Source organism: Flavisolibacter tropicus, assembly GCF_001644645.1.
GTDB lineage: Bacteria > Bacteroidota > Bacteroidia > Chitinophagales > Chitinophagaceae > Flavisolibacter > Flavisolibacter tropicus.
In genome coordinates, this window is the sequence record NZ_CP011390.1 from 1,362,058 (window position 1) to 1,377,041 (window position 14,984).

At 36.8% G+C, this 14,984-nt stretch carries 12 protein-coding genes; 9 read left to right on the plus strand and 3 right to left on the minus strand.

Annotated features, from left to right (window positions below):
* The first annotated feature begins 1 nt into the window (after position 1).
* Complete coding sequence (locus SY85_RS05610; RefSeq protein WP_066402281.1) at positions 2 to 940, plus strand: magnesium transporter CorA family protein; 939 nt, start codon at positions 2 to 4, stop codon at positions 938 to 940.
* Positions 940 to 1,413 (plus strand): NUDIX domain-containing protein, encoded by a 474-nt coding sequence (locus tag SY85_RS05615; protein WP_066402282.1) that lies wholly within the window; start codon positions 940 to 942, stop codon positions 1,411 to 1,413. Before SY85_RS05610 ends, SY85_RS05615 begins: the two co-directional genes overlap by 1 nt.
* Here the strand turns inward: SY85_RS05615 and SY85_RS05620 are convergent.
* Together SY85_RS05620 and SY85_RS05625 are read right to left on the minus strand one after the other, a co-directional pair.
* Complete coding sequence (locus SY85_RS05620; RefSeq protein ID WP_226999018.1) at positions 1,397 to 2,080, minus strand: queuosine precursor transporter; 684 nt, start codon at positions 2,078 to 2,080, stop codon at positions 1,397 to 1,399. The genes SY85_RS05615 and SY85_RS05620 overlap by 17 nt on opposite strands.
* Before the next feature lie 91 nt (positions 2,081 to 2,171).
* Entirely contained in the window at positions 2,172 to 2,474 is a 303-nt protein-coding gene (locus SY85_RS05625; RefSeq protein WP_066402292.1) for a hypothetical protein, read from the minus strand.
* A 55-nt stretch (positions 2,475 to 2,529) separates the two neighbouring features.
* On the opposite strand from SY85_RS05625, the gene SY85_RS05630 reads away from it, so the two are divergent.
* From SY85_RS05630 to SY85_RS05645, 4 genes are read left to right on the plus strand one after another with little or no spacing between them, the layout of a single operon-like run.
* Positions 2,530 to 5,001: a YfhO family protein gene (locus SY85_RS05630; protein ID WP_066402294.1), complete on the plus strand. Its 2,472-nt coding sequence runs from the start codon at positions 2,530 to 2,532 to the stop codon at positions 4,999 to 5,001.
* Between the two features lie 56 nt (positions 5,002 to 5,057).
* The gene (locus SY85_RS05635) at positions 5,058 to 5,885 is read left to right on the plus strand and encodes a glycosyltransferase (protein WP_066402296.1); all 828 of its coding nucleotides are present in this window, start codon (positions 5,058 to 5,060) and stop codon (positions 5,883 to 5,885) included.
* Positions 5,886 to 5,915: 30 nt separating this feature from the next.
* Entirely contained in the window at positions 5,916 to 7,088 is a 1,173-nt protein-coding gene (locus tag SY85_RS05640) for a glycosyltransferase family 4 protein (protein ID WP_158512936.1), read from the plus strand.
* Positions 7,085 to 7,999 carry a glycosyltransferase family 2 protein gene (locus SY85_RS05645; protein ID WP_066402300.1) on the plus strand — a complete coding sequence of 305 codons (915 nt, stop codon included), beginning with the start codon at positions 7,085 to 7,087 and terminating at the stop codon, positions 7,997 to 7,999. The genes SY85_RS05640 and SY85_RS05645 overlap by 4 nt, the downstream gene beginning before the upstream one ends.
* Before the next feature lie 66 nt (positions 8,000 to 8,065).
* On the opposite strand, the gene SY85_RS05650 is transcribed toward SY85_RS05645, so the two are convergent.
* Positions 8,066 to 11,728 (minus strand): T9SS type B sorting domain-containing protein, encoded by a 3,663-nt coding sequence (locus SY85_RS05650; protein ID WP_158512937.1) that lies wholly within the window; start codon positions 11,726 to 11,728, stop codon positions 8,066 to 8,068.
* A 232-nt stretch (positions 11,729 to 11,960) separates the two neighbouring features.
* On the opposite strand from SY85_RS05650, the gene SY85_RS05655 reads away from it, so the two are divergent.
* From SY85_RS05655 to SY85_RS05665, 3 genes are all read left to right on the plus strand, one after another.
* Positions 11,961 to 13,472 (plus strand): lipopolysaccharide biosynthesis protein, encoded by a 1,512-nt coding sequence (locus SY85_RS05655; protein WP_066402304.1) that lies wholly within the window; start codon positions 11,961 to 11,963, stop codon positions 13,470 to 13,472.
* A gap of 120 nt (positions 13,473 to 13,592) precedes the next feature.
* Positions 13,593 to 14,342 carry a DUF268 domain-containing protein gene (locus SY85_RS05660; RefSeq protein WP_066402306.1) on the plus strand — a complete coding sequence of 250 codons (750 nt, stop codon included), beginning with the start codon at positions 13,593 to 13,595 and terminating at the stop codon, positions 14,340 to 14,342.
* A 2-nt stretch (positions 14,343 to 14,344) separates the two neighbouring features.
* Positions 14,345 to 14,983 carry a hypothetical protein gene (locus SY85_RS05665; RefSeq protein ID WP_066402308.1) on the plus strand — a complete coding sequence of 213 codons (639 nt, stop codon included), beginning with the start codon at positions 14,345 to 14,347 and terminating at the stop codon, positions 14,981 to 14,983.
* Position 14,984: the final 1 nt, after the last annotated feature.

A 14,984-nucleotide genomic window follows, 5' to 3' on the forward strand; every position in this document is an offset into this window, starting at 1 on the left:
GATGATCCAGTACTTTAAAAATATCAACCAGCAAACAGTTAAGATTGATAGTGCAGAAAATGGTGCATGGATCAATGTGTTACCGCCACTAAAACAGGAAGAGTTTACACAACTTTCTGAACAACTCTCAATCCCCATTGACTTCTTAACGGACTCGTTGGACATAGATGAGCGTACTCGATTTGAAGAGGAAGATAACGTAAGGCTGATCGTTATAAAAACACCTGTAGAAAATAATTCGTTTAACGATAGTGATGCTTTTTATATTACTATCCCTATTTGTATTATTCTTACGCACAACCAGATTGTTACTGTAAATTCTTTTGAGAACCCTGCTATCAAAAAGTTCCTGAACACTTTTCAAAACCGTCATCCCGACAAACGAAACATGATGGTATTAAAAGTGTTTGAAAAAGTAGTACAGGACTTCATGGCGCATTTGAAAGAGATCAATCAACGAAGAAATATCATTGAACAGAAGCTTTACATTGCTAACCGTAATGAACATTTGCTTCAATTAATGCGTATACAAAAAAGCCTGGTATACTTTGTTACAGCACTACGCTCAAACGAATTGCTGTTTATGAAGTTGGAACGCACTAACTTCCTGGGACTAAATGAAGACGAGAAAGAATATTTAGAGGATTTGATAGTAGATAATTCACAGGCGTTAGAAATGGCCAACATCTACACCAATATCTTAAGCAGCACATTGGACGCTTTTGCTTCTATAATTGCCAACAATCAAAATGAAGTTTTGAAAAGATTGGCTGTTATCACCATTGTATTAACCTTTCCCGTATTAATTGCCAGTCTATTTGGAATGAACGTCCCCAGTGGCTTTGAGCATTCTTCTTATGCATTTTATATTGTGGCTTTTTTATCGTTCTTCGCTTCTATAGTAGTTGGCTGGTATTTTCTCCGTAAAAAAATATTCTAATGAAGCGGTTCAATATCCGGGTATACGGCGTTCTGATCAATGAGCAACAACAAGTATTGGTATGCGATGAACTGATACGTGGCCAAAACTATACAAAGTTTCCTGGCGGCGGTTTGGAATTAGGAGAAGGTACTCGCGACTGCCTGAAACGGGAGTTCATGGAAGAAATGGATCTGGCAATAGAAGTAACAGATCACCTCTATACAACTGATTTTTATCAGCCATCAGCATTCAATCCTGACGATCAAATCATTTCGATTTATTACTTAGTAAAGCCACTTGAAGAAATTACAGCCAAGCTCAGTACCACGCCCTTTGATTTTAATGCGGAACAATTAGATCGCTACCGGCCAGAAAATGATATTGAGGCTTTTCGCTTTATTGACTGGAACGATTTGACCGAAGAATGCGTTACCCTGCCGATTGACAAAGTAGTTATCCGGTTATTAAAATCGTCTACTCATTCACTTTAGACATAGCTGAATTCTTTATTTCTGCTGCCAGCGATTTACCAAAATATCGCTCTATCCAGCCATGAACCAGGTAAATGACGGGCGTCATCAACAATGCCACTACAAACTTATATATGTAGTTACCTGTACCTGTTACCATAACCTGGCTAAAAGTCCACTGCTTATCAACGGCACCCTGTAAGCGTGGACCAACATAGAAGGCAATAAAAAGGACCACAAAACTATCGATCAGTTGAGAGACTAAGGTTGATCCTGTAGACCGCAACCAGATTTGCTTTTCCCCTGTCACTTTCTTAATGCGGTGAAAAATCACAACATCTAAAATCTGGCCGATCAAAAAAGCTGTTAATGAGCCTATAATAATCCATAATCCCTGACCAAATACACCCCGGAATGCGGCATTAGCATCAGGCACATCAGATCCTAACCTAAAGAAATCAGACGGTGAAAGCTGAATAGTGATAGAGACCATCAAAAAAGCAAAAGCAATAAGCCCTGCCGTCAAAAACGATAAAAACCGAACACCTTTGGGTCCATAATACTCATTTATAATATCCGTCATAATAAATACCACTGGCCACAAAACAACACCTGCACTTAAATGAAAGCTGAAGGCTTGACCAAAAATGGGAATATTGGCCCTACTAATGCCCAAAGTATCTTCCAATGAAAAGATTTTAACTCCAATGAACTCAGCTAAAAGTGCATTTGTTATAAAAAAACCCCCTAATAGTAAAAACAATTTTGTGGATCGGTCCTTAATAATTGAATGTATCATTCTGTAAAAAAATGTATAGAGCCTGCAATAATAAAAAAAGAAAATTAGCTACCATTAACCAGCCAGGTATTACGGCCAATGCGGAGCGTTTAAAAAGGAAAAATAGAGCATACAATAGGTTTACTAAGGGATTAAACACAATTGCCAATACATATCCCATAATGCCAATAGTACCTACCAGAGCTTGCAGCTGAATAATATTTTTCCATAGAATTAAGAGTGTAAGTACAGAAAAAAGGTTACAGATGAATGCGACACGAGATAAAAAAAGCAGCCAGCGCATGCCGAAAGTTAGTTTAAAATAGTCTTATTTTGTCAGCTATCTAAAAAACCGGTATATGAACAAAGGGTTGTTTCAAAAACTACTCCCCCATTTAATTGCTTTTGTTGTGTTTTTGGTTGTTGCTGTCATTTATTGTAAACCCGCTTTACAAGGTGAAGTAGTAAACCAATCAGATGTTACCCACTGGAAAGGATCTATTCAGCAATCAATTGAATACAAAGAAACGCATGGTCAGTACCCTTTATGGACCAATGCGCTCTTCAGCGGTATGCCGGCTTTTCAAATAGGATATCCTGCTAACAACCACATTCCCTGGTATACGCATGCCATCTTAACATTAGGCTTACCTAAGCCCATTCAGTTTTTCTTTCTGGCATGTATCTGCTTTTATTTCTTATGCCAGGCCATTCGCATAAATCCTTATTTATCCATTTTCGGGGCCTTATCGTTTGCGTATGCAACTTATAATCCTATCATTATAGCTGTAGGACACGAAACCAAGATGTGGTCGATTGCTTATATGCCTGCATTATTAGGAAGTATACTCCTCATTTATGATCGAAAATATTGGATTGGCGCAGGGCTAACCGCTTTATTTACATCGGTGTTATTAGCCATGAACCATCCCCAGATAGACTACTATTTCTTTTTAGTGGTAGCCATTATGACCATATTTTTTATTGTTAGATGGATTCGTCAAAAAGAAATGGGGCATTTGCTTAAGGCGTTAAGCTTTACCCTGGTTGCCGGTATCATTGGCGTATTAGTTAATGCTGTTACTATATTCTCTACCTATGAGTATCAAAAAGAAACCATCCGTGGCGGCCACTCCGATTTAGTAAAAGCGGAAAAAGGAGATGCTGAAACTGGGTTAGCTAAAGATTATGCTTTTGATTACAGCATGGAAAAAGCTGAGCCCCTTGTAATGCTGTTTCCTCGTATGTATGGTGGCAGCAGTGATAAAAATGAAAAAGCAGAAGATTCAAAAGCCGTTGAAGCCATTCAAAGCCTACCACCACAGTTACAGCAACAATTACCGTTAACCTTTTATTGGGGCGGTATCGGATATACATCTGGTCCTCCTTACGTTGGTGCCATAGTTTGCTTTTTAGCCATTCTAGGTATGTTTGTTTTAGACAGCAAGCATAAATGGTGGATATTTACGGCTATTGTTCTATCTATATTGATGTCATGGGGAAAATTCTTTGAAAGTTTCAATACAGTACTGTACAATGTACTGCCATTATATAATAAGTTCAGAGCGCCCTCTATGATACTGGTCATACCGCAATTGCTATTACCAGTATTAGCTGTACTATCCCTGGAGAAAATTGCTTTCACTGAAAATCAGAAAGAGTTATGGCTGAACATTAAGAAAGGGTTAATTGCTACGGGGGCAATTGTAGTACTTGCTTTATTGCTTTATATGTCATTTGACTTTTTAAGCAACAATGACAAAGAAATATTGAAGCAAGTTGCTGCTTCTAACCAGCCCCAAATATCGCAGTACTTACATACTTTCTTTGACGGTTTAAAAGAAGATCGGAAATCATTGATGTTAGGTGATATTTTCCGTTCACTAGGCTTTATGGCGGTTGCTTTTGGGTTGATCTATTTATTGCTTAAAAAGAGCATTAAACCAGTAATGGCCTTTGCAGGTTTTGCAGTTTTAGGTTTAATTGATTTGATGCCAATCGATTCAAAATATTTAAATGCCGATAATTATCAGGAGCCTACTGAAAATGAAAGTGCTTTCCAAAAGACCCAGATAGATGAAACCATTCTGGCAGACAAATCTTACTACCGGGTGTTTAATGTGGCCGGTAATGCTTTCACGGAAAACATCACCTCTTACCACTATAATTCAATAGGTGGCTATCACGCCGTAAAGCTTCGCATTTATCAGGATCTGATCGAGAAACAGCTATCAAAGCAGCAATTGAATTTACCTGTACTGAATATGCTCAATACAAAGTACCTGATTCAAAAAGACGCTAATGGCTTAACACAAAACTATCAGCGTAATGACAGTGCCATGGGAGCTGCTTGGTTTGTAAAAAATATCCGCTACGTTCCTTCCCCAATGGAAGAGATGAATGCACTGGACAACTTTAATCCTAAAGACACAGCTGTTATTCAAGAGCAATACAAAAGCCGTGTTGGAAATACGCCAACAACATTTGCTGGAGATGGAACAATTAATCTCCTCAAAAATGATAATGATGTAATTACTTACGAGTCAAATAGTTCTAGCAATGGATTTGGCGTATTCAGTGAGATCTTCTACGATGCAGGCTGGAAAGCCTATATTGATGATAAGGAAACGCCAATTGCCAAAGTAAACTATGTGTTAAGGGGAATCACAATACCTGCAGGCAAACATAATATCCGGTTTAGCTTTGAACCACCTGCCTATCTTATGGGCCATAAGATTACTAGCATTTTCTCCATTTTGATGATATTGCTTTTGGCCTCAGGCATATTTATGGAGTGGAAAAACCGCAAACCCAATCCTAAAGTGAGTTAAAATGGACAACTTTTGTCAAATATGTAATTATACTCAAAATTTAATAGCCCCCAATTATGGAACCGGCAGTTAGTTATATACTGCCGGTTTATAATGGTGGCAAGTTTCTAAGAAAAGCCATTCAGAGTGTTCTAGGGCAAACTTTTCCAGACCTTGTATTAATAATTATTGACGATTGTTCAACTGACAACAGTAGTGAGATCATACAATCCTTTAATGACCACAGGATCCTTTATCACAAGCACGAACGAAATAAAGGTGTAGTAGCGGCCATGAATACAGGTTTATCGTTAGTTCAAACACCCTATGTGGCTGTTATGCACGCCGATGATATTTGTTTACCCGATAGAACGTCATTGCAAAAAGAATGGTTGGATAAACATCCTGATACTGCAGTAATTGCGGGTAAAATAAAATTCATCAATTCCAATGATGAAGAAACAGGTGTATGGCCACTAGATCGAGAGAAAGTTAGCCGCCAGGCTATAAAAAATGCAATGATATTTGAAAATTGTATTGCTCACTCATCTGTTATGATGCGAACAGCCATTACAAAAAGTTATGGTTACGAAACAGCGCATCAGAATTACGGTTTTGCCGTTGAGGATTATCCCCTTTGGCTAAATATTCTCTCTGATGGTTATTGGATAGATAAGCTGCAAAATGATGTACTACTTTATCGTACTCACCCGGCTTCAGCTACAGGCATGTACCTACGCAAAAACAATCCTTTCTGGATCAACTATTATACAAAAAGAACATACCTAGAACAACGTAAAAAGAACGCACGCTTAACAAACTATGATCGCCTCATTAATGTCACCATGTATTTGGACTACATTAAAGCCAAGCTAAAAGAGATAAAAGCCAAATTGATTAAGTAGATGTACAGGTTGCTTCTGATAAAACGTGTAATGGAAAACATTTTGATGTTTCCTTTTATCCTACTGGGTAGAATAATCAGCTATTTTTCACCTTTAGAGAAAGAGTATGAGATATATTTCTTTTTCCCGTTTTATCATACCGGTGGCGCTGAAAAAGTCCATGCTCAAATAGCTAAAGCCTGCGGCAACAAAAACTGCATCATTTTCTTTACAAGGAAATCTCAAAACGATACTTTTTACGCACTCTTCCAAGAAACGCAGTGTACAATAAAAGACATATCAATATTTACTGACAACAAATTCCAATACTTCAACAACATCATATTTAGAGGTATAATTACAGGATATATCAATCGTCAAAAAGCCAAACCAATTGTATTTAATGGTCAATGCAATTTTGGATACAAGATCTCGCCATGGGTAAAAAAGACTGTTCCTCAAATTGAACTCATTCATTCGCTGAATTCTTTTTCTTATATACGTATTCCGTTTATTCCCTTCTATTGCAAGACAGTGATGATAAGTAAGAAGCGCATTGAAGATCATTTTGCACTTTATGAACGAATGAAAATTCCTTCCTATTTTAAAGAACGCATAGTCTATATCTCAAATGCAGTAAAATTTAATCCTATAGATATCCAAAGAAAGCCTTTTAATCCGATAAGAGTTTTATTTAGTGGCAGAGGAAGTTCCGAAAAACGATTGCACCTGTTCACTGACATTGCTACTGGTGTACACAAGCAAAATCAAAGTATAGTTTTTGAGATTATGGGTGATGTAGCGGAATTTGTTGAGCCCCCAAAATATCCATTTATTATTTTTTATGGAGAGCAAAAAGAAGCTACTGTAATAAATAGAATATATCAACAAGCTACTATCTTACTTTTAACATCATCAACAGAAGGTTTTCCTATGGTTATAATTGAAGCCATGGCGAACGCTTGTGCTATTTTATCAACACCTGTGGGAGACATCCCCTACCATATAAAGCCTGAAGTAAATGGCTTTCTCTTTACAGATGTAGACGATGAACAAAAAATAATAACAGAAGGAGTCAATTACATTTTAACCTTGGCTAAAAACAATGAACTTTTAAAAACTATGGCTGAAAACAATAGTCAGTATGCTGAAAGCCATTTTTCAATACAAAAGTTCAACCAGGCTTACCGACAATTATTTGATCAAGTAAAAATCAATCCTTGAAACCTTTAGCTTTTATACTGATTACCTATAATAGGCCAGATGACATGCTGGAGCTGTTGAAGAATATTGCTGGTTTAGATAAAGCCACAGATCTCCTGCAGGAAATCATTATCGTCAATAATGCTTCAACAGCCGATTATTCAGCAGTTAACCAATATATCAATACACAACAGCAATTACCAATAAAATATATTTACTCAGAAATCAATTTAGGAGTAGCAAAAGGCCGAAATTATGCTATCCAACAAAGTACAGCTCCTATCTTAATCATGCTAGATGACGATGCAGTTTTACAAAACAAAGATTGTCTTGTACAGCTTGTTACAGAATTTGAGCAACCGGAAACTGCACGTCATAAAGCAATCATCTCGTTCAAAGTATTGTATTATGATACACTAACAATGCAGAAGAACGCCCTGCCTCATAAACGTTTCGAAGAGTATAAGGATCTGGCTTTTTTTGAAACTTATTATTATGCAGGTGGTGCTCATGCCATAAAACGAACCGTAATAGATAAAGTAGGACTCTATCCGGAAGACTTTTTTTATGGGATGGAAGAATATGACATGAGCTACCGGATTTTAGATGCAGGTTATAGCATAGTATATTCAGATAAGGTCATTATGCTACACAAAGAGTCTCCTTTAGGCCGAAAACCCAAAAGTGACAAATTAAGAATGATGTGGGTGAATAAAAGCAAAGTTGCCTGGCGCTACCTACCGAAGTTTTACTTCTATTCAACCGCTGCTATGTGGTCCTTATTTTACCTCAAGGAAACAGGGTTTCATTTAAAAGGTTTACTAAAAGGCTTCCGTGAGATACAACAAATCAAACATAATGAACAAAGAAAACCCATTTCAAAAGAAACGCTTTTATATATTAAAACCCTAAACGCTAGACTATATTATTAAAACACTCCTTTACAGTTTATAAACTAATAATAAAGGCTTTGATGTTAGAGATCAAAGCCTTTATTATTACTTAATTAGATTTATATGTCCCTTTATATAGATAGGGCCTTCACTGCAAGATGATGTTGCTTTGATTTGATAAATATAAGTTCCAAGTGGCTGCATCTTTCCATTAAAAGTTCCATCCCAACAATGACCCGATTCCTTGGTATAGAATACCCTTTTACCCCACCTATCAAAAACCGTTAATTCAAAATCTTTTACAAATGACCAGTAGGTGACACCAAAGCAGTCATTTTTGCCGTCTCCATTAGGCGAAAACGCATTGGGGACAAAGAATTTTCCTCCACCAGTTGCTAAATTTGAATGAACCAATACGGAATCTTCCTTTATACAGCTGTTTGCATCTGCAACCTTTACTTTATACCATGTATCTTCTAAAGGATTAACTATAGGATTAGAACTTAAATTATTATCTATAAATGTATTCGGCGACCACTGATAAGAAACTCCTCCGGATACCTTTAATTGAGCGGTTGTTCTTTGGCAATCAATATCATTCGATTTTAAAACTGTAACATTTGGTAAGTCTTTTACTCTGATTAATCCACCGAGTGTATCTTTTAGCTGGCAAGTAGAAGATGTAATCACAACAAAAATAGAGTCTGTGATTGCGGGTTTATAAGAATACTGCTGACTTATTGAAACAATTTCGGAGTTACTCTTTGTAAACCATTCATACAACTCACCACCGTCAGCATTCATCAAAATGGCATCTTCTTTACATATATCCTTTTCTAAAGGAAAGAGTGAAAAACTGGGTTTCGGTTTTACTGTTACATTAATTGGTTTTTCGGAAGTACAACCATTAGTTCCCGTAGCTTTAATATAGTAAATACCAGACCCTACCGATTTAGGATTTGCCAATGGCAAAGTCTGTGTGTTATTTAAATAATAATTGTAACTCAAACTTGGATCTGAACCCGTTTTTAATGATGGATCTGTTAGATCAACAAAATAAGGCTCGCAAACTGGCAAGGGATTAGAAACCATTAAAACGGGTTGTGATTTAATAGTAACCTGTACAGGTTCTACCACAGAACAAGCTCCATTTTCTACTTTTATATAGTACTGCCCTGAATTTGCAATAGATGCAGCATCTGCTTTACTCAATGAAATTGATGTTGCCGCATCCTTCCAATAGGTAATCGTTAAACCAGTAGTTGAAGATGTAAACGTAGAACTTAAGTCTATCGTAGAGGGAGCACAAATGGCTTGAGGATCGACAACTTTTAATTGAGGCTTCGAATCAAGTGAAACAATTACTGCCTTTGTTCTAGAACAACCAAAAGAATTTGTTGCACTTATATAATACGCCCCGCTGGCATTTATAGCTTTAGCTTGGCTTAAAGGAATAGAAATTGAACCTGCGGCATCATTCCAGTATGAATAGCTAAGACCAGCATCACTTCCTGTAGTAATAGAAGCGTCTGTTAAATCTATTGTATTAGGAATACATGCTTTAGGGTTTGTTATAATTAAACTCGGCGTTTTTAAAACATCAACTGTAACTGTGTCTTTCCCTACACAACCTGGCACATCATATCCAGAAACAATGTATTGGGTTTTAGTTGTTGGCGTTGCTGTTGGATTTGCAATAGTAGCATCAGAAACACTAGTTGCCGGCGACCATGAATAAACTGTAGCGCCGCTCGCTCCTAACTGCACAGACTGGCCTTCACAAACTGACATATCATTTCCAACTTTTACATTTGGACGGGAGGCCACATTAATAATAACTGAATCATAGTTGAAATCAACTTTAGAAAAAGAAATATCATCAATGGCAAAATCATTACCATCAGAAATTGTATTATTATTTACTATGGTGATTATTGCTGAGGTAGCGTTCCCAGAGTTCCAAACGGTATAGTATTGTTTCCATTCGCACGCAGTATTTCCAGCAATTATATCATCTCCTAAAACATTATTATTTATGGAGAACTTTAGACGTGCTGGATTCAATGCCGCCAAAGATTGAATCCAAACTGAAAAAGAATAGTTTGTATTAGGAAGAACTGAAACTGTTTGTGACCATACTTTAGCTCCTGAAATAGATGATCCATTAACCATCATCATTTTTCCATTTCCGGAAGTATGCTCCTTACAGTCATTAAAATTTATATTCCATGCCTTAGAATTGTTATCTACCCAATATTGAGCTTCCAACTTATTAGGAAAAGCTTCAGTATATTGAGAAGAAAAGCCTGTATTTCCTAAAGAAAAGTCTCCATTGGTCACTAGATTTGTACCTTGCACTTTTGAATAGAGATAATAGGTAGTATTCTTGTCTGGAGCCACTTTGGGGCGTAAGGTGTTTACATTTACCATTGAAGACTGAGGCTGCCAGCAAAACCCTAACCCTTCTGAAGTAGCCATTAACTCAATTGAATCGCCCAAACATATGGTCGTGTTAGTTGTACTTACTAGGTTATTGTTTAAAAGAGATTGTATAGGTATTAATTTGGAAGCAACGCCTTTACAACCATTCAAAAACTCCACAGAAAGCTCAACTTTATAAGTTCCGTCTTTTGCATACGCGTGATTGGCAATAGATCCATTTGCAGAAGCACCATCACCAAAAGTCCAGACTGCTGATTTTACATTTTTAAGATCATGCTTAAATGTTACAGACTTAGTATTACAGAGGTTTTGCTCAAAAACAAAATCAGGATCAGAAGCAGCATTAAAATTAACCGAAACTGGTTTGATGACAGAACAATTAATTCCAGCATTTGCCTTTATATAATAAGTTCCAGCAGTAGTAATGGAAGTTGGCGTTGAAACACTTTGCGTTGCAGCAGCGTCCCTCCAATAAGTGTAACTTAATCCAGCATCACTTCCAGCCGTTACAGTTGGTAATGTTAAATCTGCAGATCCACCACCACAGGGCACACTAACATCCGTAACTTTTAAAACGGGATTCGTTGAAGGAAAGCCGTCAAACAATGCGTCAACTTCCTCTTTGTTCAATGCACGGTTATACCACCGTATATCATCCATAACACCTTTGAAAGTTATAAGCTCTGCCTGGAACCAATTTCCAAAACGTAGCTCCGATTTACAGGATAACAAACCCGTAAAACCAGTCAATTCATCTCTTTTCAGTTCACCATTAATATACATTTTGTGTCTACTGCCATCGAATGTAATCACACAACAAATCCATTTATTGCTACAAACATTATTGCCTGTATTTAAATAACTCGAAGTGGTAATGCTGTTACATGTAGAGTTATTGCCTACTATATTTGAACCAATACCTGGATAAGGAGGGTAATTTATGAACATTTGATATTGTGCACCGCCTGTCCCTGCCAGTGTAGCGTAATCACGCTTAGCAATCAAATTCTGGAGTGCGTTAGACTCAGATTGAAACCATACGACCATGCTAAATTGAGGAGTAGAGAATGCCCCATCATCTGCAATTTTTATATAATCATCTATTCCATCAAAATGATAAGCACTATTTGCATTTCCAAACCGATCTGCAGTTAGTGTTATACCATTTACCAATGTTCCATGATGATTATTCCCACTAGCATCATTAGCATTTCCATTAAATGGATAGGATGCTACCAATCCCAGATTTAAGTTAACCTGGCTCTTTCCCGGAATAGATAGAAAAAAATAAAGAATGGCAAATAAGAGTGGGACTCTTTTTAACATGTTCATTAAGCAGTTAGATGTCTTGATAATAAAATTAAGGCGGCCCAATTATAAACAATTATACTGATATGTTATTTGTTGTAACTAAATAATTGTTTTAAATCGAAACATAAAAATTAGACTATAATTTCGTTAATTGCTTCGATAAGGCAGCTTAATTAAATTAAACAATATTTTCGATAACTGTGTAGATGCAAAGCATTAAGATAAATGATGCTTTTAAAGAAAAAGAATGGGACAAATAAGAAAACAAGCTATTTTTTCCTCGATCGTTACTTATATAGGCTTCCTTATTGGATTTATCAACACTTACTTTTTCATAAAAGAGGGCACTTTTACCCCCGAACAGTATGGCTTAACCCGATTGATAACTGATATTGGCGCCACCTTTGCTACTTTTGCTACGCTTGGAGTACTTAGCTACATTTACCGCTTTTTTCCCTATTATAAGGCACACTTGCGTAATGAAGAAAACGACCAGTTTGCCTGGAGTTTTACGATTTCCTTATTTGGCTTTTTACTAGTAGCCATTGTTTCTGTTGCTTTTCAGCCTTTAATTATCCGAAAATTTTCAGCCAGGTCACCATTACTGGTAGATTACTTCTATTGGATACTCCCCTACACATTTGGACTTTTAATGTTTACATTATTAGAAAGCTTTGCCTGGTACAATCATAAAAGTGTCACCTCCAGTCTTTTACGAGAAACTGGGGTGCGGGTTTTCCAATCGCTCCTTATTGTTTTTTTTCTTTTTCAATGGATCCAATTCGACCTGTTTGTCAAACTGTTTACTTTAAGCTTTGTTATAGTAGCGTTGATACTCCTATTTAGTTTGCGAAAATCAACAAAACTGCCCTTTCACTTTAAAGTCAGCACAGTAAGTAGACGGCTTTCTGGAAGAATTGTCCCTTATATGATGTTTATTTATGGTAGTCAACTTATTACTACCATTGCTCAATATATTGACAGTATTTTCATTGCAGGTCTAAGCCCCAAGGGCCTTGCTGATGCTGGCGTTTACACTTTAGCTACTTTTATAACCAACACCATACAGGTACCACAACGAAGTATAATAGCAGCTACTATTCCTGTTTTAGCAGCCTCTTGGCGAGAGAAAAACTATTCTGAAATACGGCGTATTTATACACGCAGCAGTATCAATTTATTATTGTTATCACTACTTATCTTTTTTATCATTTGGCTGAATATTGACGACTTTTTCAGTTTATTAAACATTAATGCTGACTACGAAGCAGGAAAAACAGTTATTCTCATTTTAGGTATTAGTAAAATAATTGACGCAGGCACAGGAGTAAATAGCCAAATTATAGCTACCTCACGCTTATGGAAGTTCGACGTGCTAACTAGTATTGTTTTACTGATTTTCACCATTCCTCTAAACTATATTTTAGTAAAGAATATTGGCATAAATGGTTCCGCTATTGCAAATCTTGTCTCCTTTACCATATACAATTCCTTACGTCTATATTTTATCCAGAAGAAATTCTCTATGCAGCCATTTACATGGAGAACCTTTTATTCCTTGATAATAGCTATTGGCTTGTACTTTATTTGTAATTATCTGTTTGCAGATATGCATGGTTGGGCGGGAATCATTTTGAGAAGTAGTGTTTTTGGCGTCCTGATGATTTTGGCCATATTTGGCTTTAAGCTAACACCAGATGCACAACAACTGGCAAAACTCACTCTAGAAAGAACTCAGGCAGTCAAAAAGAGTAAGTAAAGCATTAACCTAATTCCTCTTTTATCCAAATAGAGGAATTAGGTTAATTCAAGGTAAAAAACTGCTATAACATCTCTTTTCCTTGTTAGTACAATTGGCCATAGTTATATCTTTGACGCAATGTACCTCAAGAGTTATTTTATACAATTAGCAAAAGATATACTGATTCGATTTCCTAAAAAGGTTTTCCGTTTTTTTGAATACTTAGGCGAGTTTTCTAAGTTTCGCTCACAAACCGGAAAGCGCTTTTCCGTTAATTACAAAGATGCCTATCCTTGCTTAAAAGATAAGCTTAGTACGACCCCTTTCGATCAACATTACACTTATCATCCCGCTTGGGCAGCTCGCAAGCTCATGCAAATCAAGCCATCAGAACATGTTGACATTTCCTCAAAACTGTATTTTGGAACCATTATGTCGGCAGTTTTGCCAATTCGCTTTTATGACTATAGGCCAGCAGACATTCATCTTTCTAACTATACATCAGGCTCAGCAGATCTAAATAAGCTACCATTTGAAGACGACTCAATTGAAAGCCTTTCTTGCATGCATACCATTGAACACATTGGTTTAGGTCGTTATGGAGATGTTATTGATGGAGATGGCGATTTAAAAGCTATTGCGGAATTAAAAAGGGTTGTAAAACAAGGAGGGGATCTTTTATTTGTTACTCCAGTTGGCCAACCAAAAGTAGAATACAACGCCCACCGCATCTATAGTTTTGAGCAGATCATGGAATATTTTGCTCCATTAACTTTAAAAGAATTTACTTTAATACCAGACGCCGGAGGCATAATCGAAAATGCTGATCCTAATTTAGTGAAACAGCAACAATATGGTTGTGGCTGTTTCTGGTTTAAAAAGTCATAATCATGAAAAATCATTGGCGGCAGCTTGGAAAACTCTTACCGTCTTCTTTGGAAAGAAAGATGTATGAGAGCTATTTTCAAAAAGAGCATGAGACATGGGAGGCCCAAGGACTCGGTTTTCCTCCCTCTCACTTAGCAAAACAAAAGGTATTACGTCATTTTGCCAACCAGTATCACATCCACACTTTAATTGAAACGGGCACCTATTTAGGTGATATGGTTTATGCTATGCAACCGTTCTTTAAAGAGATCTATTCTATTGAACTAAGTGAATTCTATCACAACAAAGCAAAACAACGGTTTAGTAATACCAAAAATGTACACTTAGTACTAGGTGACAGTGCTGAAAAGCTGAACGAACTGGTACTACAATTAAAAGAACCTGCCCTTTTTTGGCTGGATGGTCATTACTCCGGAGGAAAAACAGCACTAGGATCAAAGGAATGCCCCGTTTATGAAGAATTAGATGCCATTTTTCAATCACCAATACCACATGTCATTATAATTGATGATGCACGTTTGTTTATCGGCGAAAATGATTACCCCACTATTGAAGCATTAAGCCATTATGTAAAACAACACTGGCCAGATGCTTTAATTAATGTAGAAAACGATAGCATCCGAATTACAAAAACAAATTAGA